Source organism: Arthrobacter pullicola (assembly GCF_014836875.1).
Classification (GTDB): Bacteria; Actinomycetota; Actinomycetes; order Actinomycetales; family Micrococcaceae; genus Arthrobacter_B; species Arthrobacter_B pullicola.
In genome coordinates this window covers 48,271-72,099 of record NZ_JACSQC010000007.1, presented here as the reverse complement: position 1 = coordinate 72,099, position 23,829 = coordinate 48,271, and the positions used below count along the sequence as shown (strand labels likewise).

At 66.3% G+C, this 23,829-nt stretch carries 20 protein-coding genes; 7 read left to right on the top strand and 13 right to left on the bottom strand.

Features of this window, described 5'->3' with window-relative positions:
- The first annotated feature begins 45 nt into the window (after nt 1-45).
- Entirely contained in the window at nt 46-2,130 is a 2,085-nt protein-coding gene (pknB, locus tag H9638_RS14190; protein WP_318241886.1) for a Stk1 family PASTA domain-containing Ser/Thr kinase, read from the top strand.
- A gap of 18 nt (nt 2,131-2,148) precedes the next feature.
- Here pknB and H9638_RS14185 read toward each other — a convergent pair whose 3' ends face one another.
- Together H9638_RS14185 and H9638_RS14180 are read right to left on the bottom strand one after the other, a co-directional pair.
- The gene (locus H9638_RS14185; RefSeq protein ID WP_191748444.1) at nt 2,149-3,537 is read right to left on the bottom strand and encodes a class II 3-deoxy-7-phosphoheptulonate synthase; all 1,389 of its coding nucleotides are present in this window, start codon (nt 3,535-3,537) and stop codon (nt 2,149-2,151) included.
- Between the two features lie 78 nt (nt 3,538-3,615).
- Nucleotides 3,616-4,527 carry a lysophospholipid acyltransferase family protein gene (locus H9638_RS14180; protein WP_191748442.1) on the bottom strand — a complete coding sequence of 304 codons (912 nt, stop codon included), beginning with the start codon at nt 4,525-4,527 and terminating at the stop codon, nt 3,616-3,618.
- Between the two features lie 166 nt (nt 4,528-4,693).
- Here H9638_RS14180 and H9638_RS14175 point away from each other — a divergent pair, with 166 nt between their 5' ends.
- Both H9638_RS14175 and H9638_RS14170 read left to right on the top strand, forming a co-directional pair.
- Complete coding sequence (locus H9638_RS14175; protein WP_191748440.1) at nt 4,694-5,458, top strand: alpha/beta hydrolase; 765 nt, start codon at nt 4,694-4,696, stop codon at nt 5,456-5,458.
- Complete coding sequence (locus H9638_RS14170; RefSeq protein WP_191748438.1) at nt 5,455-5,985, top strand: hypothetical protein; 531 nt, start codon at nt 5,455-5,457, stop codon at nt 5,983-5,985. Before H9638_RS14175 ends, H9638_RS14170 begins: the two co-directional genes overlap by 4 nt.
- A 16-nt stretch (nt 5,986-6,001) precedes the next feature.
- Here the strand turns inward: H9638_RS14170 and H9638_RS14165 are convergent, their stop codons facing one another.
- Nucleotides 6,002-7,069 carry an ROK family glucokinase gene (locus tag H9638_RS14165; RefSeq protein ID WP_191748436.1) on the bottom strand — a complete coding sequence of 356 codons (1,068 nt, stop codon included), beginning with the start codon at nt 7,067-7,069 and terminating at the stop codon, nt 6,002-6,004.
- A gap of 149 nt (nt 7,070-7,218) precedes the next feature.
- Between H9638_RS14165 and H9638_RS14160 the strand changes: the two genes are divergently transcribed.
- The gene (locus tag H9638_RS14160; RefSeq protein WP_191748434.1) at nt 7,219-9,027 is read left to right on the top strand and encodes an AMP-dependent synthetase/ligase; all 1,809 of its coding nucleotides are present in this window, start codon (nt 7,219-7,221) and stop codon (nt 9,025-9,027) included.
- A gap of 97 nt (nt 9,028-9,124) precedes the next feature.
- Here H9638_RS14160 and H9638_RS14155 read toward each other — a convergent pair whose 3' ends face one another.
- Together H9638_RS14155 and H9638_RS14150 are read right to left on the bottom strand one after the other, a co-directional pair.
- Complete coding sequence (locus H9638_RS14155; protein WP_191748432.1) at nt 9,125-10,552, bottom strand: mycothione reductase; 1,428 nt, start codon at nt 10,550-10,552, stop codon at nt 9,125-9,127.
- A gap of 40 nt (nt 10,553-10,592) precedes the next feature.
- Nucleotides 10,593-13,991 carry a pyruvate carboxylase gene (locus H9638_RS14150; protein ID WP_191748430.1) on the bottom strand — a complete coding sequence of 1,133 codons (3,399 nt, stop codon included), beginning with the start codon at nt 13,989-13,991 and terminating at the stop codon, nt 10,593-10,595.
- 244 nt (nt 13,992-14,235) lie between these two features.
- On the opposite strand from H9638_RS14150, the gene H9638_RS14145 reads away from it, so the two are divergent.
- Nucleotides 14,236-15,078, top strand: a complete 843-nt coding sequence (locus H9638_RS14145) for a ParA family protein (RefSeq protein ID WP_191748428.1) — start codon at nt 14,236-14,238, stop codon at nt 15,076-15,078.
- A gap of 91 nt (nt 15,079-15,169) precedes the next feature.
- On the opposite strand, the gene H9638_RS14140 is transcribed toward H9638_RS14145, so the two are convergent.
- The 7 genes from H9638_RS14140 to H9638_RS14110 all read right to left on the bottom strand — a co-directional run bounded on the left by H9638_RS14140 (nt 15,170) and on the right by H9638_RS14110 (nt 20,909).
- Entirely contained in the window at nt 15,170-15,760 is a 591-nt protein-coding gene (locus tag H9638_RS14140) for a MerR family transcriptional regulator (protein WP_191748426.1), read from the bottom strand.
- Nucleotides 15,761-16,085: 325 nt separating this feature from the next.
- On the bottom strand, nt 16,086-16,583 hold the full coding sequence (locus H9638_RS14135) for a bifunctional nuclease family protein (RefSeq protein WP_191748424.1): 498 nt from the start codon (nt 16,581-16,583) through the stop codon (nt 16,086-16,088).
- Between the two features lie 5 nt (nt 16,584-16,588).
- Nucleotides 16,589-17,344: a transcriptional regulator FtsR gene (ftsR, locus tag H9638_RS14130; RefSeq protein WP_191748422.1), complete on the bottom strand. Its 756-nt coding sequence runs from the start codon at nt 17,342-17,344 to the stop codon at nt 16,589-16,591.
- Nucleotides 17,345-17,356: 12 nt separating this feature from the next.
- The gene (locus tag H9638_RS14125; protein WP_191748421.1) at nt 17,357-17,827 is read right to left on the bottom strand and encodes an FHA domain-containing protein; all 471 of its coding nucleotides are present in this window, start codon (nt 17,825-17,827) and stop codon (nt 17,357-17,359) included.
- A gap of 226 nt (nt 17,828-18,053) precedes the next feature.
- Entirely contained in the window at nt 18,054-18,629 is a 576-nt protein-coding gene (locus tag H9638_RS14120; RefSeq protein WP_191748419.1) for a class I SAM-dependent methyltransferase, read from the bottom strand.
- Nucleotides 18,630-18,720: 91 nt separating this feature from the next.
- Nucleotides 18,721-19,290 (bottom strand): TetR/AcrR family transcriptional regulator, encoded by a 570-nt coding sequence (locus tag H9638_RS17105; RefSeq protein ID WP_191748417.1) that lies wholly within the window; start codon nt 19,288-19,290, stop codon nt 18,721-18,723.
- The gene (locus tag H9638_RS14110; protein ID WP_191748415.1) at nt 19,287-20,909 is read right to left on the bottom strand and encodes an MFS transporter; all 1,623 of its coding nucleotides are present in this window, start codon (nt 20,907-20,909) and stop codon (nt 19,287-19,289) included. Before H9638_RS14110 ends, H9638_RS17105 begins: the two co-directional genes overlap by 4 nt.
- Before the next feature lie 178 nt (nt 20,910-21,087).
- Here H9638_RS14110 and H9638_RS14105 point away from each other — a divergent pair, with 178 nt between their 5' ends.
- Nucleotides 21,088-22,653 carry a multicopper oxidase family protein gene (locus H9638_RS14105; protein WP_191748414.1) on the top strand — a complete coding sequence of 522 codons (1,566 nt, stop codon included), beginning with the start codon at nt 21,088-21,090 and terminating at the stop codon, nt 22,651-22,653.
- Nucleotides 22,654-22,725: 72 nt separating this feature from the next.
- Here H9638_RS14105 and H9638_RS14100 read toward each other — a convergent pair whose 3' ends face one another.
- The gene (locus tag H9638_RS14100) at nt 22,726-23,331 is read right to left on the bottom strand and encodes an NAD(P)-dependent oxidoreductase (RefSeq protein ID WP_191748412.1); all 606 of its coding nucleotides are present in this window, start codon (nt 23,329-23,331) and stop codon (nt 22,726-22,728) included.
- A gap of 96 nt (nt 23,332-23,427) precedes the next feature.
- On the opposite strand from H9638_RS14100, the gene H9638_RS14095 reads away from it, so the two are divergent.
- Entirely contained in the window at nt 23,428-23,817 is a 390-nt protein-coding gene (locus H9638_RS14095; protein WP_191748410.1) for a winged helix-turn-helix transcriptional regulator, read from the top strand.
- Nucleotides 23,818-23,829 lie beyond the last annotated feature (12 nt).

Genomic DNA, 23,829 nt, shown 5'->3' with positions numbered 1-23,829 from the left:
CCTCCTGCCCTTTCCCGCTTATAGGATCAAAGGGTGCATGAGCCCGTGAATGACCCACTTCTGGAGACCCTGGTAGACAACCGCTACCTGGTGCACTCCCGTATTGCCCGCGGCGGAATGTCCACGGTCTACCTCGCCACCGACACCCGGCTGGACCGGGACGTGGCCCTGAAGGTGCTCTATCCCCACCTGGCAGCGGACCGGGGGTTCCTGGACCGCTTCGAACGTGAGGCCAAATCCGCAGCCCGGCTATCCCACCCGCACGTCGTCGGCGTCCTGGATCAGGGGATTGAGGATTCGCTCGCCTATCTGGTCATGGAATACGTCCCAGGGCACACCCTGCGCGACGTGCTGAACGAACGCACCCTCCTCACTCCCCGCCTCGCGCTGGCGATGATGGATGCCGTGATCGACGGCCTCGCCGCTGCCCATGAAGCCGGCCTGGTGCACCGGGACGTCAAGCCTGAGAACGTGCTGCTGGCCAGCAGCGGTGCCATCAAGATTGCCGATTTCGGCCTTGCCCGGGCGGTGACCACCAGCACCAACACCGGAACCCTGGTCGGCACCGTGGCCTATCTGGCACCGGAGCTCGTCACCGGGTCCGGGGCCGATGAGCGCAGCGACATCTACTCCGCCGGCATCATGCTCTACGAGATGCTCACCGGTTCCCAGCCCTTCACCGGGGAGGTGCCAATACAGGTTGCCTTTGCGCATGTGCACTCCACCGTGCCGGCACCGTCCGAGGTCTGCCCCGGCCTCGCCCAGGATCTTGATGAGCTGGTGCAGTGGTGCACTGCCCAGGACCCGGAGGACCGTCCCGTGGATGGCCGGGCGCTGCTGGGCGAACTGCGCCATATCCGCACGTCCCTCACCGATGAGCAGCTGGACTTCCACGCGGCCGGTAACCCAGCGCAGCCGGCAAAACCAGGTCAGCAGGACACTGTGCCGGCCCGCACGGCTGTGGTCCGCCCCGCGGCCCCCGCCGGTGCCACCGAAGTGATCGGCCGCGCCGAGCCGCATGCCACGGAAGTCATCCGCCGGACAGACAACGCTACGACGGTCCTTCCGGGACTGCCTCCCCCGGCTGACGGGGAGGATTACGACGACGAGGCGGACGACGGCGCGTACCCCGTGGTCTCTGCCCGCGCCGGGCGGCGGCAGGCCCGCAGGGACTTCAAGGCACAGCAGAAGCAGTCCAGCAGGGATGCCCAGCGTCCCGAGGTTTCCCTGCGCTCCGGCAGTCCGCGTCGGCGCGGCGTGCTTGTGGGACTCCTGATTTTTCTCCTGGTGGCGGCGGCCGCCTTCACGGGCTGGTTCTTCGGGGCCGGGCCGGGCGCACTGGTGTCCATCCCGGAGGTTTCCAACACACCAGCCGCCGCGGCTTCCGCCCGCCTGGGCGAAGAGGGGCTGCGGTACACCACGAACGAGGTCTACGACGAGGTGGTTGCTGCGGGCCTGGCCATCGGCACGGACCCCAACGCTCCGCAGCAGGTCCGGCGGTTCCAGACGGTCACCCTGCTCGTGTCAAAGGGTCCGGAGCTGTTCACCGTTCCGAACGTTATCCAGCGCACCGTGGAATCGGCGGAAGAGGAACTCACCAAAGCGGGGCTCGCACCCGGCAGTGTCACTGAGGAATTCGATGAGACCGTCCCCGCCGGCCGGGTCATCGCCCAACTCCCGGCTGCTGACGCGGAGCTGAGGCGCGGCACTCCGGTGGACCTCACCGTCTCCAAGGGCCCGGCCCCCGTTCAAGTGCCGTCAGTTGTTGGCCAGGCGGAGGATGAGGCCGTCAAGTCCCTGGAAGACGCCGGACTGACCGCCTCGGTCGCGCCCACCCGGGTGAACAGCGCCGATGTCCCCAAGGGCGCCGTCGTTACCCAGGCACCTGTATCCGGGCTGCTGGAACGCGGCGCAGCCGTCACGCTGACCATCTCGGACGGACCGCGGATAATCCAGGTGCCCAGCTACGTCGGCAAGCAGGCCGATACAGCCCGGAAAGAACTCGAGGAACTGGGCTTCAAGGTCCAGGTGAACGAGATCCTGGGCGGGTTCTTCGGAACCGTCCGCGCCCAGGATCCCTCCAGCGGGACTGCGCCCGAAGGCTCGGTCATCACGCTGACCGTCGTCTAGCCGGACGGAGCGGGGCAGCTAGCCTTTCTCGGCCAGTGCTCCCGCCACAAGGAACGCCATTTCCAGGGACTGCATGTGGTTCAGGCGCGGATCGCAGACGGACTCGTAGCCTTCAACGAACGCGTCCTGGTCCACCGGATCGGCACCGCCGAGGCACTCGGAAACGTCGTCGCCGGTCATTTCCACATGCAGGCCGCCAGGGAACGTGCCCAGGGCGTTGTGCACCTCAAAGAAGCCGCGGACCTCGTCCATAACATCGTCGAAGTTGCGGGTCTTGTAGCCGTTGGGTGAGGTCACGGTGTTGCCGTGCATGGGATCCGTGACCCAAAGGACCTGCGCTCCAGAAGCAGTAACCTTCTCCACCAGGGTGGGCAGCTTCTCCCGGATGTTCTGTGCGCCCATCCGGGTAATGAAGGTCAGCCGTCCGGGCTCCCGGTTCGGGTCCAGCTTGTCGATCAGGGCCAGGGCGTCCTCGGGAGTGCTGTTCGGCCCAAGCTTCACGCCGATGGGGTTGCGGACGCGGGAAAGGAAGTCCACATGGGCGGAGTCCAGGTCCCTGGTACGTTCCCCGATCCACAGGAAATGTGCCGAGGTGTCGTAGGGCTGTCCGGTGCGCGAGTCGATCCTGGTCAGCGCCCGTTCGTAGTCCAGCAGCAGGGCCTCGTGGCTGGCGAAGAACTCCACCCGCTTCAGTGCTTCGAAATCTGCTCCGCAGACGTCCATGAAACGCACGGCACGGTCGATATCCCGGGCCAGCGACTCGTAGCGGGAGTGGGCAGGGTTGGCTGTGAAGCCGCGGTTCCAGTGATGGACCAGCCGCAGGTCGGCGAAACCTCCCTGCGTGAATGCCCGGATCAGGTTCAGCGTGGATGCCGAGGTGTGGTAGGCCCGGACCATCCGTGCCGGATCGTGGCGGCGGGATTCCGGTGTAAATTCGAAGCCGTTCACCATGTCGCCGCGGTAGGCGGGAAGTGTGGTTTCGCCCCGCGTCTCATCGTTCGAGGAACGCGGCTTGGCGAACTGACCGGCCATGCGGCCCATCTTGATGACGGGAAGCGAAGCACCGTAGGTCAGGACCACGGACATCTGCAGGATGGTGCGGACCCGGGCACTGATCTTATCTGCCGTTGCCGCCTCGAAGGTTTCTGCGCAGTCACCTCCCTGGAGCAGGAAGGCCTTGCCCTGGGCAGCCTGGGCCAGCCGGTCGCGGAGGATGTCCACCTCACCGGCAAACACCAGCGGCGGAACCATCGAAAGCTCCGCTACTGCTGCGGCGTACCCCGGATCGTTGTGCCAGGACGGCTGCTGCGAGATCGGCAGGGACCGCCATTCGTCCAGCCCCGGATATACGGCAGCGCCGGAGGAAGGAGGAAAACTGGGGTCGAGGTCTGCAGGTGTTTGGCTCACGCCTTAAATCCTACTGGCAGGCAGGGACGCGGGGCGATCAAATGTGTCCTGTTACGCAGCCGGGCCCGGACAAACCGTCTAGGCGCTGTGCGGCGTCTGCTCTGCTCCGCCGGATTCCTGCGGACCCTGCGGGCCGCTGTCCAGACCGGCAGGTTTGCCTGCCTCCGGTGAGCCGATCACTGTCACTTCGCCAGGTTCCTTGTGGTTCCTGCGGCGTCCGGCCGCAGGGCCGACGCCGGGCTCAGGCTCGTCCGGGGTCGCAAGCCGGACTGCTGCACTGCGTGATTCGGCCGCCTTGGACGCTTTGCGCGCGGCCGCCATCTTGTCTTTCACGGTGCTCGCGTACACATCAACGTATTCCTGCCCGGAGAGCCGCATCAGTTCATACATGATCTCGTCCGTCACGGAGCGCTGCACGAAGCGGTCGTTTTCCAGCCCCGCGTACCGGGAGAAGTCCAGCGGTTCACCGACGATGATGCCGATGCGGCGGATATTGGGAATACGGCGCCCGATCGGCTGGACCTTGTCCGTGCCGATCATGGCTACCGGGATCACCGGGACTCCCGTCTGCAGCGCCATCTTCGCGACCCCGGTCTTTCCCCGGTACAGCCGGCCATCCGGGCTTCGGGTGCCCTCGGGGTAGATGCCGAGCAGGTTGCCGCCTTCAAGAACCTTGACTCCGGCGCGCAGGGCCGCTTCGGAGGCAGCCCCTCCGGAGCGGTCGATCGGCAGCTGGTTGGTCAGCCGGAAGAACATGGCGGTCAGCTTGCCCTTGAGTCCCCTGCCCGTGAAGTACTCGGACTTGGCCAAAAAGCTCACGGGCCGCGGAACCGCCAGGGGGAGGAAGATCGAATCCGAAAAAGAGAGGTGGTTGCTGACGAGGATCGCCGGCCCCGTGGCAGGTACGTTGTCCATGCCTTTGACCCACGGCCGGAACAGGAGATTCACCACCGGTCCGATGAAAATCGTCTTCATCACCCAATAGAACACGCGGCCAGCTCTCCCGTCCGGACAAACACTTTGGGGCGCCTGTTTGGATCCCCTAGGTACTACTGTAAGGGCCGCAGCCACGGCATAGGATTTCTGCCGCGGCGCGGACCCGGAACTTTGTTATCAGCGGGGTGGAAATTCAGCATCCTAATGCAACCATAGAGCTATGACATCCCCTGGGCGCCATGCTCCGTTCTCGAGCGGCGGACACGGCCCGAACGCTGCCACCGGCGTACTGCTGAGCCACGGTTTCACGGGTTCCACCGTGAGCATGCTGGGCTGGGCGCGCTATTTGGCCGACGCCGGCTACTCCGTGAGCCTGCCGTTGCTTCCGGGTCACGGAACAACCTGGCAGGAACTGGCGCGCACCCCGTGGCAGCACTGGTACCGGGCCTACGACGACGCGTATGCCAGACTGGCCGAGAGGACCGACAGGGTTGTGGTGGCGGGCTTGTCGATGGGAGGGGCGCTGGCGCTCCGCCTTGCCGCTCACCGCCCGGTAGCCGGAGTCGCCGTCGTCAATCCCGGGCTGACGGTGGCGGATCCCCGGGCGCGGTACGCCCGGCTGCTCAAATATGTGATCCCATCCGTGCCGGCCATCGGCAACAACATCAGACTCCCCGGGCAGGATGAAATGGCCTACGCCCGCACGCCCGTGGGCGCCGTCGCCGAACTCCTGCGGCTGTTCAAGGACACTGCAGCGCATCTGCCCGCCGTTACCGCACCCGTTATCGCTTTCCGTTCCACAGTGGATCCGGTCGTCCCGGAATCGAGCATGGATCTGCTGCGGAAACTGGTCGGCAGCACCGAACTTGAGGTTATCCCTTTGGAAAACAGCTATCACGTGGCAACTATGGACCACGATGCTTCCCTGATCTTCGACCGCTCCCATGAATTTATCCAACGGGTGAGTGCAGGTGCCCCGGCATGACAGACCGCGAACCGGACCGCAACGAATCCACTGACGACGCCACCTGGCAGGACCTGGTGGCGCGGCTGCAGGAGACCCCGGACTTTGACCCCGGGGAGAATAACCCTGACCGGAGCCCGCATTCCGGCCCGGCGGCCGCCGTACAGCCGGACTCCCGCACACCGCCCGATCCGCGCTCCGCGGCCGAACGGACACGTGCCATCTTCGAGAACCAGCCGCTGCGCCGGGACCCGGGTACCGGTCCGAGTGCCGGGCCGCGCGACTACAGCCCCCAGGAGGACGAGTCCGACGGAAGCTTCGTCCCGGAGGAACCGCCGCCGCTGGGCAGCGGCGAACCCCTGGTCATCCTCGCCTGGCTCGGGGCCGCCGGCGGGCCGCTGCTGCTCCTGCTCTTCGCCATGTTCTGGCGCAGCGCTCCGCTGACCGTTGTGCTGGGCATCGTGGCTCTATTCGTCGCGTCCTCCGGCTATCTGCTTTACCGGCTCCCCCAGAACCGGGATGAGGACGACGACGGCGCTGCGGTCTAGCCGCAGCGGAAACCAGTCAGCGCCGGGCAGCCACCCGGGAAAGATCCGCCGCGCCGATCATGCCGGCGGCGGGACCGAGGGCGGCCTTCTCGATCCTCGCCTCAGGCCGGAACCCCCGGCCGGTCAGGTTCCGGGAGAAGGACCGCCGGGCCGGTTCCAGGAGCAGGTCGCCGGCGTCGCTGAGGCCGCCGCCGATGACGAACATTCCGGGGTCCAGGGCCGCCGCGAGATTCGCGAGTCCCAGGCCCAGCCACTCGCCCACTTCGCCGAGGAGCTCGATTGCGGTCCGGTCCCCTGCCAGCGCGAGGCGGGTCACCACGGCGCCGGTGATGTCGGGAATCCGGCCGTCAACGCTGCGCAGCAGTTCCTGGGCCACCGGCGAATTCGCTTCTGCAAGTTCACGGGCTTCCCGGCCCAGCGCGTTTCCCGAGGCATACTGCTCCCAGCATCCGCGGTTGCCGCATTCGCAGCGCCGGCCCTGCGGCATGATGATCTGGTGGCCGAACTCGCCGGCCACCCCGAAACGGCCCCGCTCCAGCCGCCCGTCCATGATCATGGCCCCGCCGATCCCGGTGCCCAGGGTGATGCAGACCAGCCTGCTCTCCCCCGCTCCGGCGCCGAAACGCCACTCCGCCCACGCCGCGCCGTCGGCGTCGTTGGCCAGGTAGACCCGCCGCTTGAGCAGCCGTTCCAGGTTGGCTTGGAGCGGCTCATTCCGCCAGGCCAGGTGCGGACTGAAGAGTACTGTGCTGCCGGCCAGATCCATCCAGCCGGCAGCGCCGATTCCAACGGACCAGACGTGTTTCTCGGCCGAGAGTTCGCGGACAAGTTCCACGATGACCTGTTCAACCTCCCGGGGGTTCTGTCCCGGGGTGGAACGGCGGACCTCCGCGAGGACCCGGCCGCTGGAATCGACCAGACCGGCCGCGACCTTCGTGCCGCCGATGTCGATGCCGATGGCCAGCCCCCGCCGGCGCATCGGACTGGAAAGCCGCGCGGACCGGCGCGGACGGAAGGGATCCGCACGCCGGGACCACCGGGCAGCAGGGAAGGGAGGAACAGGAGCTGGATTTACTGGAGGCATCAACAACTAATTCTAAGCGCCCTGACAGCACTCGGATCCGGCACCGTCAAGCGTTATGGATTCGAAAGTTACCAGCGAGTACGAAAATGTGATCTAAGTTATAAGGTGGGGAACACCCCGCCGTCCGAAATGATATCGAAGGAGCTATCGTGCGCGAATACAGCGTTCCTGTCCTGGTGGAGTCCTCGCCGGACACGAACACAACGGACCTGCTTCTGGAACAGGCCGCCAAGGCCTCCAACCCCGCTCTCTTCGCCGTGCGCTCATCCGGCGATTCATGGACGAACATCAGTGCCACCGAGTTCCTCGCCGATGTCACCCGGATCGCCAAGGGCCTCCTCGCCTCCGGCATAGGTGCCGGAGACCGCGTCGGCATCATGGCCCGCACCCGGTACGAATGGACGCTGGTGGACTTCGCCATCTGGTTTGCCGGCGGCATCCCCGTGCCCGTCTACGAGACCTCCTCCCCCGCACAGGTTGCCTGGATCCTGGGTGATTCCGAAGCCAGCGCCATCTTCGTCGAGGCAGCGCGGCATGAGAACGTCGTCCGCCAGGCTGCCGCCGATGAGGATCTCTCGGGGGTGAAGCATGTCTGGCAGCTGGACGGCGGCGGACTGGACCAGCTCCGCGAGGCCGGCGCTGCTGTCACCGATGAGGAGCTCGAGGCCCGGCGGTCGCTGGCGAACCTGGAAGACACCGCCACGATCATCTACACCTCCGGAACGACCGGAAAGCCCAAGGGCTGCGAGCTGACCCACAGTAACTTCGTGGAGCTCTCCCGCAATGCCATGGCGGCACTGCCGGAGGTGGCCCGGGAGGGCGCCCAGACGATTATGTTCCTGCCGCTGGCCCACGTTTTCGCCCGGTTCATCTCCGTGCTGTGCGTCGCGGCCGGAGCCACGGTGGCCCACACCCCGGACGTCAAGAGCCTGCTCCCGGACCTGCAGAGCTACCAGCCCTCCTTCCTGCTGGTGGTGCCCCGGGTCTTTGAGAAGGTTTACAACTCTTCGATGCTCAAGGCCGAAGACGGCGGCAAGGGCAAGATTTTCCATGCCGGCGCCAAAACCGCCATTGAATGGTCCAAGGCCAAGGAGCAGGGCAAGATTCCGCTCGGACTGAAGCTGCGGCACGCCCTGTTCGACAAACTGCTCTATTCCAAGATCCGCACGGCAATGGGCGGGCGGGTCCAGTACGCCGTGTCCGGCGGCGCACCCCTGGGTGAACGTCTGGGCCACTTCTTCAACGGCATCGGCGTGATGGTCCTGGAGGGCTACGGACTCACCGAGACCACCGCTCCGGTCAGCGTCAGCACGCCGAAGCTGATCAAGATCGGCACCGTCGGTGCACCGCTCCCGGGCAACGCGGTCCGGATCGCCGACGACGGCGAGATCCTGGCCAAGGGGGTCAGTGTGATGAAGGGGTACTTCAAGCGCCCGGACCTGACCGAAGAGAACTTCGTCGACGGCTGGTTCCGCACCGGGGACATCGGCCAGCTCGACTCCGACGGTTTCCTGAAAATCACCGGCCGCAAGAAGGAAATCATCGTCACAGCCAGCGGCAAGAACGTTATTCCAGCGGTGCTGGAAGACGCCATCCGGGCAGACGCGATAGTTTCGCAGTGTGTGGTGGTGGGCGACCACCGGCCGTTCATCTCCGCCCTCATCACCCTGGATGAGGAAGCGCTGCCGGGCTGGCTGGAACGGCACAGCCTGCCGGCCGGAACGACAGTAGCCGAAGCCGCGCAGACCCAGCAGCTGCAGGATGAACTGCAGGCGCTGGTGGACGGAGCGAACCAGGCCGTATCCAAGGCCGAGTCCATCAAGGTCTTCCGGGTGGTCTCCACCGACTTCACGGAGGCGAGCGGCCACCTGACGCCGTCCATGAAGATCAAGCGTGCGCAGGTGCTCAAGGACTTCTCGGACGTGGTCGACGAAATCTACTCCGGCCAGCGCGTCTAAAAAGCTGATTAACCGAACGGCGGAGGGCACCGGAGGAATCCGGTGCCCTCCGCCGTTGTCCTGGGCAGGTATCCCGCGGGAGCCGACCGCAATCCAGCTAGGGCTGCGGCTCGGCGCTCCGCGGCTTGGTGTTCAGGGACAGCAGCGCGTTCTCCACCACTTCGGTCAGGGCCGGGTGGATCCAGTACTGGCCGCGGGCCATGGTGTGCGCGTCCAGACCGAAGGCCATCGCCTGAACCAGCGGCTGCAGCAGCATGGACGCCTCGTGGCCCATGATGTGTGCCCCGAGCAGCCGACCGCTGGAGCGGTCGGCCAAGAGCTTCACAAAACCCGTGGTGTCCTCCATGGCCCAGCCGTACGCAGTGGAGCCGTAGTCCTGCACCACTGTGATTAGGTCAAGGCCTTCCGCAGCGGCATAATCCCTCGCCTGCGCCTCAGTGAGGCCCACCGAGGCAACCTGCGGATGGCTGAAGACCGCGGCCGGGACGAAGCGGTGCGAAGCTGCCTGCAGATCCCCGGGATGCAGCAGGTTGTGGCTGACCACCCGGGCTTCGTGGTTCGCGACGTGCTTGAGCTGGTGCTCACTGCTCACGTCCCCCAACGCCCAGATCCCGGAGACGGGCTGCCCGGCGCTGAGCACGCGCTGGTACTCATCGACGGCCAGCCGGCCGTCCTCCTCGAGGTCGAGGCCGGCAGCCTGAACGCCCAAGCGGTCGGTGTTTGGTGTCCGACCGGTGGCAACCAGGACCAGGTCGACGTCGATTTCGGCAGGGCCGGCGGGCCCGGACAGCACGGCACGGACCGAGCCGTCGGTGTTTTCCGCCAGCGATTCGACTGTGTGGTGCAGGCGTACGTCCCACTGGGCTGCAGCGGCGGCGGTGAAGCGTTCCGAGACGGTTTCGTCCTGCGCGCGGAGCAGCGCACCGGACCGGACGGCCATGGTGACCTGCGATCCGAACGCAGAGAAGACAAAGCCGAACTCGGCCGCGATGTAGCCGCCGCCCAGGATCAGCACCCGCCCGGGCAGCTCATCGACGCGCATCACTGTGTCCGAGGTGTGGACCTGCGGCAGATCGATGCCGGGGATGTCCGGAAGCACCGGCCGCGAGCCGGCGGCGATCACGATCTGGTCTGCGGTAATCTCCTCGCCCGATGCCGTTTCGAGGCGGCGGGGGCCGGTAAAGCGGACGTACTCGCTGTAGAGGGTGACGTTCTCCAGCTGCTCGGCACGGTAACGCCGCCCGCCGTCGGAAATAGCGTCGATCCGGCCGAAGATGCGGTCCCGGATCTCCTCCCACCGCACGCCGTCGACCCGCAGGTCCACTCCAAGGCGGCCAGCCTCCTCCGTGGAGCCGGCAAGCTGGGCGGGATAGACAAACATCTTGGTGGGGATGCAGCCGACGTTCAGGCAGGTTCCACCGAAGGTTCCACCGTCGATGACGGCCACCTTGCGGCCATCCCATTCCGGGGTGATCAGGGAGTTGCCGGAGCCGGAGCCGATAATGGCGAGGTCGTAATGAGTCACCCCGCCAGTCTATCGGCGGCCGGCTCCGGGCCCGGCAGTGTCAGCTGGGCTCCAGCACCACGAGCAGATCGCCGCCGTCCACCTGCTGCACGCCGGCGATGGCGAGCCGTTTGACCGTTCCCGCGACCGGCGCCGTGATCGAAGCCTCCATCTTCATGGCCTCGATGGTGGCGACCGTCTCCCCCGCAGCAACCTCAGCGCCTTCCTCGACGGTCAGTGTCACGGCTCCGGCGAAGGGCGCGGCTACATGCCCGGCCTGGGCCGGATCGGCACGTTCCGCGCTCTTGGCACTGCTTTCCACCCGTCGGTCCCGGACCATGACCGGGCGCATCTGCCCGTTCAAGGTCGTCATCACTGTGCGCATGCCCTTGTCATCGGGCTCGGAGACGGCTTCGAGCGTGGCGATCAGGCGGACGCCCTTTTCCAGTTCGACGACGTGCTCCACCCCCGGCCTCAGCCCGTACAGGTAATCCCGCGTGTCCAGGACCGAGACATCCCCGTAGGTTTCCCGAGTCGCGGCGAACTCGCGGGCGGGGCCGGCGAAGAGGAGCCGGTTCAGGGTTGCCCGGCGCGTCGCGGGATCTCCGGCCAGGCCCTCCTTGTCAGCGTCGGTGAGCTCCACCTGCCTCGGCTTGGCCGTGCGGCCCTGCAGCGCCTTGGTGCGGAACGGTTCCGGCCACCCGCCGGGAGGATCGCCCAGTTCGCCGCTGAGGAAACCGATGACGGAGTCAGGGATGTCGTAGTTCTGCGGGTTTTCTTCGAAGTCATCCGGGGAGACGTTGCTGCCGACGAGCTGGAGCGCGAGGTCCCCGACGACCTTGGACGACGGCGTCACCTTGACCAGCCGGCCCAGGATCCGGTCGGCGGCCGTGTACATGTCTTCGATGGCTTCAAACCGTTCCCCGAGCCCGAGGGCGATCGCCTGCTGGCGCAGGTTGGAGAGCTGGCCGCCGGGAATCTCATGCTGGTACACGCGTCCGGTGGGGCCGGCCAGGCCGGACTCGAACGGGGCGTACACGCGGCGGACCGCTTCCCAGTACGGTTCCATCGAGCTGACGGCTTCCAGGCTCAGCCCGGTATCGCGTTCGGTGTTGGCCAGGGCGGCCACAAGGGACGACGCCGAGGGCTGGCTGGTGGTGCCGGCCAGGGTGGCGCTGGCGACGTCCACCGCGTCCACGCCGGCTTCAGCGGCTGCCAGCAGGGTGGCAAGCTGCCCGCCGGCGGTGTCGTGCGTGTGGAGGTGGACCGGCAGGTCGAACCGTTCGCGGAGGGCCGCCACCAGTTTCGCTGCGGCAGCCGGACGGAGCAGGCCTGCCATATCCTTGATTGCCAGGATGTGGGCCCCGGCGTCTACCATCTTCTGCGCCAGGTCCAGGTAGTAGTCCAGCGTGTAAAGGGTTTCCTTGGGGTCCAGCATGTCGGCGGTGTAGCAAAGGGCCGCTTCGGCGACGGCGGTGCCCGTGCGGCGCACCGCTTCAATGGCGGGGGCCATCTGGCTGACGTCGTTCAGGGCGTCGAAGATGCGGAAGATGTCCACTCCGGCTGCCGCCGCCTCCTCCACAAACGCATCAGTCACCTCGGTGGGATACGGCGTGTAGCCGACCGTGTTCCGCCCGCGCAGCAGCATCTGGATGCATACGTTGGGCAGCGCCTGGCGGAGCGCGTCCAGCCGCTCCCACGGATCCTCGCCCAGGAAGCGGAGTGCGACGTCGTAGGTCGCCCCGCCCCAGGCCTCCACGGAGAGCAGTTCCGGTGTCAGCGCGGCCACGGCAGGCGCCGCCTTGATCAGGTCACGGGTACGGACCCGGGTGGCAAGCAGCGACTGGTGGGCATCCCGGAAGGTGGTGTCGGTGACGGCAAGGGCCTGCTGGGCACGAAGTGCCGCAGCGAACTTCTCCGGCCCCAGTTCCTGCAGCCGCTGGCGTGACCCGGGGCGTGGCTCCGGCAGGTCCTGGGGCAGCTTGTCCAGGGGATTGACCTGCGCCGGCAGTTCGCCGTGCGGTTTGTGCACGGTGACATCGGCCAGCCAGTTCAGCAGCTTGGTCCCGCGGTCGGCTGGTCCACGGGCGTTGAGCAGTTCCGGCCGCTCTTCGATGAAGGAGGTGGCAACGTCCCCGGCAATGAAGTCCGGGTCATCCAGGACGGCCTGGAGGAAGGAAATGTTGCTCGAAACACCACGGATCCGGAATTCCGCCAGCGCGCGGCGGGCCCGGTTCACCGCGGCGGGATAGGTCCGGCCGCGGCAGGTGAGCTTCACCAGCATGGAGTCGAAGTGCGGGCTGATCTCCGCACCCGCGTAGACCGTGCCGCCGTCGAGCCGTACGCCTGCTCCGCCCGCGGAGCGGTAGGCGCTGATCTTGCCGACGTCGGGCCGGAAGCCGTTGGCCGGATCTTCGGTGGTGATGCGGCACTGCAGGGCCGCGCCGCGGATCTGCAGTTCGTCCTGCACCAGGCCGAGGTCCGCCAGGTTCTCCCCTGCGGCGATGCGCATCTGCGCCTGCACCAGGTCCACATCGGTGATTTCCTCGGTGACGGTGTGCTCCACCTGGATACGGGGGTTCATTTCGATGAACACGTGCTGGCCCGCGCGTTCACCGATGGTGTCCACCAGGAATTCGACCGTCCCGGCGTTGACGTAGTTCAGCGACTTGGCGAAGGTCACGGCGTCCCGGTAGAGCGCCTGCCGGATCTCCTCGTCCAGGTTCGGCGCCGGAGCGATCTCAATGACCTTCTGGTGGCGGCGCTGCAGCGAGCAGTCGCGTTCGAAGAGATGGATAACGTTGCCCTCGTTGTCCGCCAGGATCTGCACCTCGATGTGGCGCGGACGCAGCACGGCCTGTTCCAGGAAAACCGTCGGGTCGCCGAAGGCGGTATCCGCCTCCCGCATGGCAGCGTTCAACGCCTCCGGGAGGTCCTTGGCAGTGTCCACCCGCCGCATGCCGCGGCCGCCGCCGCCGGCAACGGCCTTCACGAAGATAGGAAAGCCGATGTCCTCGGCCTTGGCCAGCAGCTCATCGGCATCGGCGCTGGGCTCGGTGGAGCGCAGGACCGGAATGCCGGCCGTCCGTGCCGCATTGAGGGCGTGCACCTTATGCCCGGCCAGCTCCAGCACGTCCGCGCCGGGACCAATGAAGGTGATGCCCGCTTCCTTGGCGGCCCTGGCCAGCTGCGCGTTCTCTGAAAGGAAACCGTACCCCGGGTAGATAGCGTCGCAGCCGGCCTCGCGTGCCACCCGGAGAATCTCGTCCACATCCAGGTAGGCCCGGACCGGATGGCCTTCACTGCCGATCAGGTACGCCTCATCGGCCTTCTGCCGGTGGATGGAGTTGCGGTCCTCATGGGGAAACACCGCGACTGTCTTGGCGCCAAGTTCGTAGGCTGCGCGGAAGGCGCGGATGGCGATTTCGCCGCGGTTGGCGACCAGGATCTTCGAGAACATTGCACTCCTGCACGGGTTGCGGGTGGGTGAAGCGGACCAGCCATCAGCTTTCAGTCTCCTGACGGCTGCCGCATACGGCAAGAATCAGTGAGACAGCTCACAAAGAGCATAGTTCAGCGCCGGACGCAGATGTGCAAACCCGAGCCTGCCCGGCTTGTCGGCACACGTCACATAGAATGAGTGTGGTTCCCCGGCACGGACCCGGCGCCCGTGATCCTCGACACGTTAGGTATTGGTTCAACAAGTGCAAGTAGTGAGCATCAGCAGCCTGAAGGGCGGCGTCGGCAAGACCTCTGTGACGCTGGGCCTGGCATCAGCCGCACTGGCTGCCGGAATTCCTACCCTGGTTGTGGACCTGGATCCACATGCAGATGCCACCACTGGCCTGGCTGTCTCTGCGGGTGACCACCTGGGCATCGGAGACATGCTCCGCACCGCACGTAAGGCGGATCTGGCAGCCAACGTGGTTCCCAGCGGATGGACCGAAACGGCCCGGAAGCTGAACGGGCAGGGAGCCCCCGGGCAGCCCGTCCTCGACGTCGCCATGGGCTCGGCATTCTCCGGTATTTACGACCGCCCGGACCTCGGCAAGCGGGACCTGAAACGCCTCTCCACCCTGCTCGCGAAGGTCAGCGGCTACGGCCTGGTCCTGATTGACTGCCCGCCGTCCCTTAACGGCCTTACGCGGATGGCGTGGACGGCCAGCAACCGGGTGCTCCTGGTAGCTGAACCCGGGCTCTTCTCCGTAGCGGGCACCGAACGGACCATGCGCGCCCTGGACCTGTTCCGGCAGGAGTTCGCACCGAACCTGGCACCGGCGGGCATTGTGGCAAACCGGGTCCGTTCGACGTCGAACGAGCACACCTTCCGCCTCGCTGAAATGAAGCAGATGTTCGGTGACCTGCTGCTGGAGCCGACGATTGCCGAGCAGGCCAACTGGCAGCAGATCCAGGGCGCTGCCCATTCGGTGCATCACTGGCCGGGCGAATCCGCCAAGCAGGCTGCGGGAATGTTCGATGCCCTGCTCAAGAACCTGGTGCAGTCCGGCAGCGTCCGCAACCGCGTCATGCGCCGGCCGGCCGGCTAAGAGCCACTGCCGGCTCCGGCCGGTCAAGCCACCCTGAACACGCGAAAGGCCGCTTCCCCGGAGGAAGCGGCCTTTTACGTATGTGGACTGGCTAGCTGATTTTGCGGGCGGCACGCCGCCGGCTGAGTTCATCCTCAGCATATGAATGCTCGTCGACGTGCTCGCTGGGCAGTTGGGCCAGGCTTCCTTCGACCTCGCGCCAGACCCGGCCGACGGCGATCCCAAAGACTCCCTGTCCGCCCTGCACCAGGTCGATGACCTCGTCAGCCGAGGTGCACTCATAAACGCTGGCGCCGTCACTCATCAGAGTGATCTGGGCCAGGTCTTCCACGCCGCGCTCCCGGAGGTGCTCCACGGCGGTCCGGATCTGCTGCAGGGAAACACCGGTGTCCAGAAGCCGTTTGACGACCTTCAAGACCAGGATGTCGCGGAAGCTGTAGAGGCGCTGGGTGCCGGAGCCGGAAGCGCCGCGGACGGCGGGCTCCACCAGTCCCGTTCGGGCCCAGTAGTCCAGCTGGCGGTACGTGATGCCGGCTGCCTTGCAGGCCGTGGGGCCGCGGTAGCCCGCGTCTTCATCCAGGACCGGCAGGTCTTCGGTGAACAGCAGTCCCTGGGCACTGGCCGGAAGTACCTTTCCGGGTGCAACGGCGCGGTTTTCGCCGGCATCGCCTTTCGGACTCACTGTTCCTCCTAGTAACGGTCCCCGTTAAGTCGGCGGCTGCCAGAGGCCATCGGGACTGGTCCATTCCAGTTATTCACTGGGTGGTCACTCAGACTGGATTCTAACCCTGTGCCTCAGCCGGTGTCTCAACCGTCCTTGGCGGACCTTCTGTGTGTCTGTCCAGGTTTGTCCAGGTTTGTCCTGGTTTGTCCAGAGCTGTTTAGGCCTGTCTAAGTGTCTTCCTGATAACCCATTAGCGCAATGGGAACTCTATGCTTCGACGTTAGATCCGTGGACGCCCAAGGTCAAAGATGCGGCCTATATTTTTGCAGGCGTGTCGAGCCGCTCAGCGCTCAAAATCCTCGGGTTCGACATCCGCAAGGAATTCCCGGAACTGGCGCAGTTCCTGCTCGGCATTCTCCTGCTCGTCCTCATCCTCGTCTGCGTCGGCCTCCGTGATGCGCACACCGGCTTCATCCAGCACGGTGTCGGCGCAGAAGATCGGGCAGGGAACCCGCAGGGCGACGGCGATCGCGTCGGAGGCGCGGGAAGAGACCCGGGTGCCGTCGTCGAACACCAGTTCCGCATGGAACACGGTATCTTCCACAGAGACCAGACGGACTTCGGTGACCAGGTGCTTCAGCGCCTTGATGACGCTGACCATCAGGTCATGCGTCATGGGCCGCGGGGGAACTATCCCCTGCTGCACAAAGGCAATGGCACTGGCTTCGGGGGCTCCGATCCATATGGGCAGGTGGCGCTCACCCTCAAGTTCCTTCAGCAGCACCAGGGGCTGATTTGACGGCAGCTCGATCCGTACGCCTACAACTTCGACTTCCTGCATCGGCTTCAGCTCTCCATCCGGGCTATCTGCCCGTTGACCAGGGCACTGTGCAGGTTCAGGCAAAGCTCGCTGATCTCCCGCGCTGTTTCCGCCGCCCGTGCTTTGGAGGCGACGTCCCTGCGTGAGGCAACGGGTGCGATGACCCGCTCCACCAGCCCCAGTTCCCGGTCTGCAGCGGCACGGAAGGGCCGCAAATGGCGTGGCTCGATCCCGTGGGCTTCCAGCTGCGTGCAGGCTCTGGCGACTTTCAGGGCGTGTTCATCATACTGCTGGGCCGGAGCGGTGATAAGGCCAAAACTGATGAGGCTTCGGACCAGGTCCGGCGTGGCACCGGACTCGGCAACCAGTTCATCGAAGGTGAACAGGCGGGCCCGCGTCCGGGCCGCAAGCTCCTCTGCCAGCTGGCTCGAGACTGCCCGCGGCGCCAGCGTGATGCCGCCGGGCAGCGATTCGGGGCGCTCTCCCCTGTCGATCGCGTCGAGGTAGTCCTTGATGACCTTCAGCGGCAGGTACTGGTCCCGCTGCAGCGCCAGGACGAACCTCAGCCGTTCAACGTCCTGAAGGGAGTACTTCCGGTAGCCGGCAGCAGTGCGCTGCGGTGCGACCAGTCCTTTTTCCTCCAGGAAGCGGATTTTGGACGCACTGATCCCGGGGAACTCGCCACTGAGGTCGGCGAGGACCTGGCCGATGTTGAGCACGCGCGGACGCGCACGCTCCGCGGCGGTGCCGACGGCGCGCCGCGCAGCCTCTGGTCCTGGCATCCGATTCCGCCTCTAGGCCGTGCCGGCAGCCGGACGTGCAGCGTAGAAAGTGAGCCGGAACTTGCCGATCTGGACTTCGTTGCCGGTGCGCAGCAGCAGGCTGTCCACCCGGTCGTTGTTGACGTACGTCCCATTCAGGCTCATGGAGTCAACCACGCGGAATCCTTCCGCGCTGCGGCGGAATTCAACGTGCTTTCGCGAGACGGTGACATCGTCCAGGAAGATGTCCGCGTTCGGGTGGCGTCCGGCCGTGGTGACGTCCTGATCCAGCAGGAAGCGGGCTCCGGAGTTGGGCCCGGAGTGTGCAATGAGGAGGGCGGAGCCTGCGGGAAGGGCAGCAACCGCGGCGCGCTCGTCGACACTGAGCTTGGGCTCAATCGACGTCGCATCCGACATTGGCGGAAGGCTGATCGAAGTCGTGTCCTCCGCACTGAAGCCACGCTGATCATCCGCACGTGCGGCGTTGTAGTCCTCGCCCGCCATGGTGTTTCCTCCCCAAAAAGAACCGGCCATCCCGCATAGACTGCGGCTGGCCTGATTTACCCTGATCTAAATCGTTTACCCGTTCGTGCCTTACCGGCTGTCTTAGCCTACCTGTTACGAGGCCCGGGCGGCACAGGAGATTGTCGCCCCCCGCCCCGGAGCCTTCCGCGCAGGCGGCGCACAGCCGCGCAGCCGGGTACCGGAACAGTCTCCACAGCCGCTGAAGTTACCCGGCCGACGTACCGTCGAAGAGGATGACCGGGACCGACGGGAGGATTCCCTGGCTGACATCCAGGCTCTCCATCCGTCCGCGGAAGCCGGCATCTGCCAGCAGGACGGCGGAATCCCGGTCCCAGCGGCATCCATGATCCCACCTGGCGCTGAACGGCGACGCCGCTCGCTGCAGGCCGCGCTTGAAGCTTCCTTCCGGGGCGGCGACATGCTCGGCGAAGACGGCGCGGCCACCCGGTTTCAGCACCCGCAGGACCTCCGCGAGCACTGCCTGCGGATCCGCGACCGAGCACAGCACTTTCGTTGCCAGCACAGCGTCGATGCTTCCCGCAGCCAGGCCGGTGTCCTCAGCGCCCCGGGCCAGTGCGGCGGGGTGTCCGTAAGCGGCAGCGGCCGCGTCAAGTTCCCGGCGCCGCCCGGCGTCCGGCTCAAGCCCAATCCACTCGGCATCCGCGGCCAGCAGCCCCAGGTTCTCTCCCGTGCCCGCACCGATCTCCAGCACCGTGCCCCGCAGGGTGCCGATCACAAGCGCACAGCGTCTCTCGAACTCCGCGTAGCTGACCTTCGTCATGGAGTCGAAGGTACTACTGAACCGGCCCGGCGTCCCGCGGCCGGCGCAATAAGCCACCACCCACGGTGCCAGGGTGCGCCGGCCGGGTGCGCTAGTCCGCCGCCTCGTCGATAAGGCCGAGCAGCACCTTACGTGCCCGCTCCAGCACCCGGGTGGAGACGTTCGCGTCATAGGAGTGCGCAATGGCCAGGCCCTCAGTGGCGTACCGGACCACCAGGATCCGGTCCGGGTCCAGGCCGTCCTGTTCAAACAGCTTGAACCAACTGTCATTGTCCTCGTCACTGAGGGTCTGCACACCGGGGACTTTTTCCAGCGCCGGCCAGATTCCACTGAAAGTTCCGTACTCTGCCAGCAGACTGGTATCCGATCCGCAAAGCGCCCGCACATAGGCGCGGAGCACTTTGCCCGGCCGGTTTTCGGACAGATCCACACGGTCCAGAACCCGCAGGCGGAACCGTTCCAGGTGATCCTCTGCCACCGCGTACAGCAGCGCGTCCCGGTCCGGGAAATGGTGTAGGAGCCCGCCCTTGGAAAGCCCGGCAGCCGTGGCAATGTGCTGCACGGTTGCAGCAGTCCCCCGCTCTGCCAGGACATCGACCGCCGCGTCGAGCACGGCGCGCCGGGTCCGTTCGGCATTGCGGGTCCCCTCCTGCTCTGTCACCGCTGCTCGCCGCCTTCCACGGTCTCCGGTTCGGCCATCTTTCCTTCAGCAATCTCCGGTGCGGCGGCTGCCGCCGTTCCGGCGCTGCGCTCCGGAGCTGGCCCGACGCCGTCGTTGCTCTCAAGGACCTTGGGGATCACCCGCCAGGCAATGAACCCTGCCAGCAGCAGGATACCGGCCGCGACCAATGCCGTGATCTGCATGGCGCCGGTGAAGGCGTGCTGGGCGTCCGCGACGGCTTCGGCCGGGCCGCCCTGCAGTGCCTGGAGCCCGGAGGCCAGGGAATCGGTGACAGCGGCACGGGTGTCTGCCGACAGCGCCGACAGGTCCGGCAGGCCCGTCCGGTAGAGCGCTGTCAGGATCGAACCCAGCACGGCGATCCCCAGTGCCACGCCCAGTTCATAAGCTGTCTCAGAGACGGAGGAGGCGGCACCGGCGCGCTCCCGCGGAGCCGAGGCCACCACCGCATCGGTGGACAGGGTCATGGCTACGCCGATCCCCAGGCCGGTGAGGACCAGCGCGGCCGCAATGCCCACATAACCCTCGAAGCCCTCGGTAACCGCGAGCAGCACAAGCCCCACTCCGCCGAGCATCAGCCCGCCGCCAATGGCCGGACCCACTCCCGTTCGGGCCACGAGGGAGCCGATCACGAACACTACGGCCATCATCGCCAGGGTCACCGGCAGCTCGGCAAGGCCCGCTTGAAGCGGTCCGAAGCCGCGTACCAGCTGCAGGTACTGGGAGAAGAAGAACAGCAGGCCGCTCAGCGCAAAAATCGAGAGGCCGTTGGCAATAACGGCGCCACGGAACGCCGGCAGACTGAACAGTTCGACATCGAGCATGGGATCCGGAACCCGCCGCTGCCGGCGGAGGAACACCCATCCGGACAGCAGACCAACCAGCAGCGCTGCGATGCCGACCGGTTCGATCCCGTACCCGAACGTCCGTTTAACCGCGTAAACAATTGGCACGATTGCCGCAATGGACAGTACCGCGGAGACCAGGTCCAGCTTCCCCGGGGCCGGGTTCCGGGACTCGGGCAGCAGGATGGCGCCGGAGACCAGCAGGAGGAGCATCACGGGAATATTGATGAGGAACACGGAACCCCACCAGTAGTTTTCCAGGAGGATGCCGCCAACCAGCGGTCCCAGCGCTGCGCCGCCGCCGGCTCCGACGGACCAGATGGCGATTGCACGGGTACGTTCGGCCGGCACCGGGAAGACGTGCCGGATGATCGACAGGGTCGAGGGCATGATCGTTGCGCCGCTGATACCCAGGAGTGCCCGGGCTGCAATCAGGACCTCGGGCGTGGGGGCGAACGCGGCCAGGGCCGAGGCGATGCCGAAGCCCGCCGAGCCGATCAGCAGGAGCCGTTTGCGGCCAATCCTGTCGGCGACGTTGCCCATGGTGACCAGCAGCCCGGCCAGCGCGAAGGAGTAAATATCCCCGATCCAGAGCAGCTGCGTGGAGGTCGGCGCCAAGGAAGCGCTCAGCGACGGCACCGCCAGCGCCAGGACGGTCCCGTCGACGGCCAGGAGCATCACAGCGAGCGTGAGAACGGCCAGGGAGGCCCATTCACGCGGGCCGGCGGAGAGGTGAGGGGTGGTCGGCTGGGTCATTTCCCCAGTCTAGCCGACCATATGGTCGGCAGAGACAACCCTTTGGTCGGCAAACGGGGCCGGAGCCCGGGGGCCGGGGCCCGGGGCCCGGGGCCCGGGGGCACAGTCGCCCCTGGGCGACCCGGAAGTAGACTCCAGCCGGATTAGACCGGTTCCAGCCCAGACCTAACGTGTGGGTATGCAGTCACGTCCAGCTCCACTGCCCCGTGCGGCCACCCCCTTCCACGGGCTGCTCCTCTGTGCCGTCATTTTTCTTTGGGCGCTCGCAGGCTGCGTTCCGTCCGCTCCACCCCTGGAACAGGCAACCACTGCCTTCGACCGCCCGCTGCCCATCCCTCCGCTGGCGGAATCACGGCTGATGGACGGCACCAGGACGTTTTCGCTCGACGCCCAGGAGGGCAGCAGTGAACTCGTGGCCGGTCTGCAGACACCCACCTGGGGTTTCAATGGACCGGTCCTCGGCCCGACGCTGCGGGCGCAGGCCGGCGAGCGCATCGCCGTCGAAGTGGCAAATAACCTGCCGGAGCCGACCACGGTGCACTGGCACGGCATGCATCTGCCTGCCGCGATGGACGGCGGCCCGCACCAGCCGGTGGATCCGGGCAGCACCTGGAATCCGAGCTGGCAGATTGACCAGCCGGCCGCCACTCTCTGGTACCACCCCCACCCCCATGGAAACACCGAGGAACATGTCTACCGCGGGCTGGCAGGAATGTTCATCCTGGACGACCCCCTGTCCCAGTCCCTGAGCCTCCCGCAGAACTACGGGGTGGACGACATTCCCGTGATTGTCCAGGACAAGCGCCTGGCCCAGGACGGCAGCCTCATCACTGACTCGCAAGGCAATGAGATCGGCATGCTGGGCACCACCATCCTGGCGAACGGGGTGGCCGGTGCGGTGCAGCAGGTGGAGACCACCCGGATTCGGCTGCGCCTGCTCAACGGCTCCACCGCCCGGACCTACGACTTCGGGTTCGATGACAACCGCAGCTTCGCCCAGACAGCAACCGACGGCGGCCTGCTCCGGGAACCGCACGAAACCACCCGGGTCCGGCTCTCCCCCGGCGAACGGGCGGAAATCGTCGTCGCGGTGGAACCCGGGGAGGACACCATGCTCACCTCCTTCCCGCCGGACCTTGGCGACGCCGCGGCGCCGTCGGCGTTCGGCGCGGCGGACCGCCTGGATGTCCTGAAGCTCCAGGCTGCACCCCAGCTGCAGCCCTCCGCTCCTCTGCCGGACCGGCTCGCCGAGTACGGGATTCCGGAGTCCGACGCCGGTGTCACCCGCACCTTCCAGGTCCAGGACCGGCAGATCAACGGCCGCAGCATGGATATGGACCGAATCGACGCCGAGGTGGCACTGGGAGCCACGGAAATCTGGGAGGTCACCAACACCCATGGCGTTCCGCACAACTGGCATGTGCACGACGTGCAGTTCGAAGTCCTCGATATCGACGGCGCCGAACCGCCGCCGGAGCTGCAGGGGCGCAAGGACACCATCTATCTGGAACCGGAACGTACATACCGGCTAATCATGCGGTTCGAGGACTATGCCGACCCGGACAACCCGTACATGTACCACTGCCACCTGCTGCTGCATGAGGACCAGGGACTGATGGGCCAATTCGTGGTCACGGAGACCGGCAGCGGCGGGTCCGGGCAGACCGACGGCGGCGGGGTTGGGAAACCTGAGCAGGAGCCGGACCAGCGGCGGCATGAGCACGACGCCGGCCACCAGCACTGACGGCACCGCGAAGGCGAGGTCCGTGCCACCCTTCCCCACCCACACCCGGGCGGCCCCGCGCCGAACCGGCGGTTAGTTCGCGGCGGTGAAGCGCTCCTTGCGATGGGCGGGACGGTCAATTTCGTCGAGCATGGCCACCGCGTAGTCCTGGGTGGAAATGCGGTCGCCTGCCGGAGAGTCCTTGGCAGTGACGTAGACGCCCGTTCGTTCGCCCGGAGCAATCTCCGGCGCAGCGGCGAGCATGGTCCAGTCCAGCTCTGCCGGAGCAGCCAGGATCGCTTCGTGGGCCTCAGCCAAGGTGAGAGCCTCAGCCCGGTATTCCTCCGGGAACCCGTCCGTGTCTACGAGCCGCTTACCGTCGATCTCCAAGGCTCCGGCGCCGCCCACTACGAGCAGCCGCGTGCTGCCGGCACTGGCGTAGGCCTGCTTCATCGCTTCCAGCCATTCACTGTGGTCCCCGCCTGTGCGGCTGGGTCCCGTGGCGAGGACGACGACGTCGTGCGCACCGGCAATCTCAGCGAACGTCTCAGCGTCCGCGAGGTCCGCCTGGCGGCTGAGTGCTCCGGGAACCTCCGAGACACGGCGGGAGACAGCCGTTACGTCATGTCCGCGACGCAGGGCCTCTGCGGCGATCTGACTGCCAACCATGCCCGTGGCTCCATATACGGCGATTTTCATGAGTGCTCCTCTGGATTGCTATCCGTCTTGCTGTCCTTCTGACACCATGAGAGTATCTTTTGGATACTGATAGCCTCAAAGAAACTGAGTTACCTCGTGGATACTAATGAGCCGAATATCTTTGACCCGGACTGCCCGTCGCGCGTGATTTTCCAGCGCATCGGTGACAAGTGGACTGGACTCATTGTTCAGGTTCTCGCCGACGGGCCTGTCCGGTTCACCGACCTGCGCTCCAGGGTCCGCGCGGTGAGCCCCAAGGTGCTCACCCAGACCCTGCGGGCTTTGGAGCGCGATGGCCTGATCTCCCGGACCGTTCATCCTCAGGTGCCGCCCAGAGTCGACTACGAGCTCACGGACACGGGCCGTTCACTGCTGGAGCCGTTGGCCCAGCTGAGGAACTGGGCCGAAAACCATGTTCCCACCATCCTGGAAGCACGGGACAGTTACGACGACGCCCGCGACGCGGAGGTCCTGGCCCACCAGTGACGCGGTGATGCC

What these genes read in the sequence shown, in the direction of transcription:
- H9638_RS14175 (WP_191748440.1), top strand. Translation starts at nt 4,694, where the DNA reads ATGACATCCCCTGGGCGCCATGCTCCGTTCTCGAGCGGCGGACACGGC.
- H9638_RS14170 (WP_191748438.1), top strand. Translation starts at nt 5,455, where the DNA reads ATGACAGACCGCGAACCGGACCGCAACGAATCCACTGACGACGCCACC.
- H9638_RS14165 (WP_191748436.1), bottom strand. Translation starts at nt 7,069, where the DNA reads ATGCCTCCAGTAAATCCAGCTCCTGTTCCTCCCTTCCCTGCTGCCCGG.
- H9638_RS14150 (WP_191748430.1), bottom strand. Translation starts at nt 13,991, where the DNA reads ATGTTCTCGAAGATCCTGGTCGCCAACCGCGGCGAAATCGCCATCCGC.
- H9638_RS14135 (WP_191748424.1), bottom strand. Translation starts at nt 16,583, where the DNA reads ATGCAGGAAGTCGAAGTTGTAGGCGTACGGATCGAGCTGCCGTCAAAT.
- ftsR (WP_191748422.1), bottom strand. Translation starts at nt 17,344, where the DNA reads ATGCCAGGACCAGAGGCTGCGCGGCGCGCCGTCGGCACCGCCGCGGAG.
- H9638_RS14125 (WP_191748421.1), bottom strand. Translation starts at nt 17,827, where the DNA reads ATGGCGGGCGAGGACTACAACGCCGCACGTGCGGATGATCAGCGTGGC.
- H9638_RS14120 (WP_191748419.1), bottom strand. Translation starts at nt 18,629, where the DNA reads ATGACGAAGGTCAGCTACGCGGAGTTCGAGAGACGCTGTGCGCTTGTG.
- H9638_RS14110 (WP_191748415.1), bottom strand. Translation starts at nt 20,909, where the DNA reads ATGACCCAGCCGACCACCCCTCACCTCTCCGCCGGCCCGCGTGAATGG.
- H9638_RS14105 (WP_191748414.1), top strand. Translation starts at nt 21,088, where the DNA reads ATGCAGTCACGTCCAGCTCCACTGCCCCGTGCGGCCACCCCCTTCCAC.
- H9638_RS14100 (WP_191748412.1), bottom strand. Translation starts at nt 23,331, where the DNA reads ATGAAAATCGCCGTATATGGAGCCACGGGCATGGTTGGCAGTCAGATC.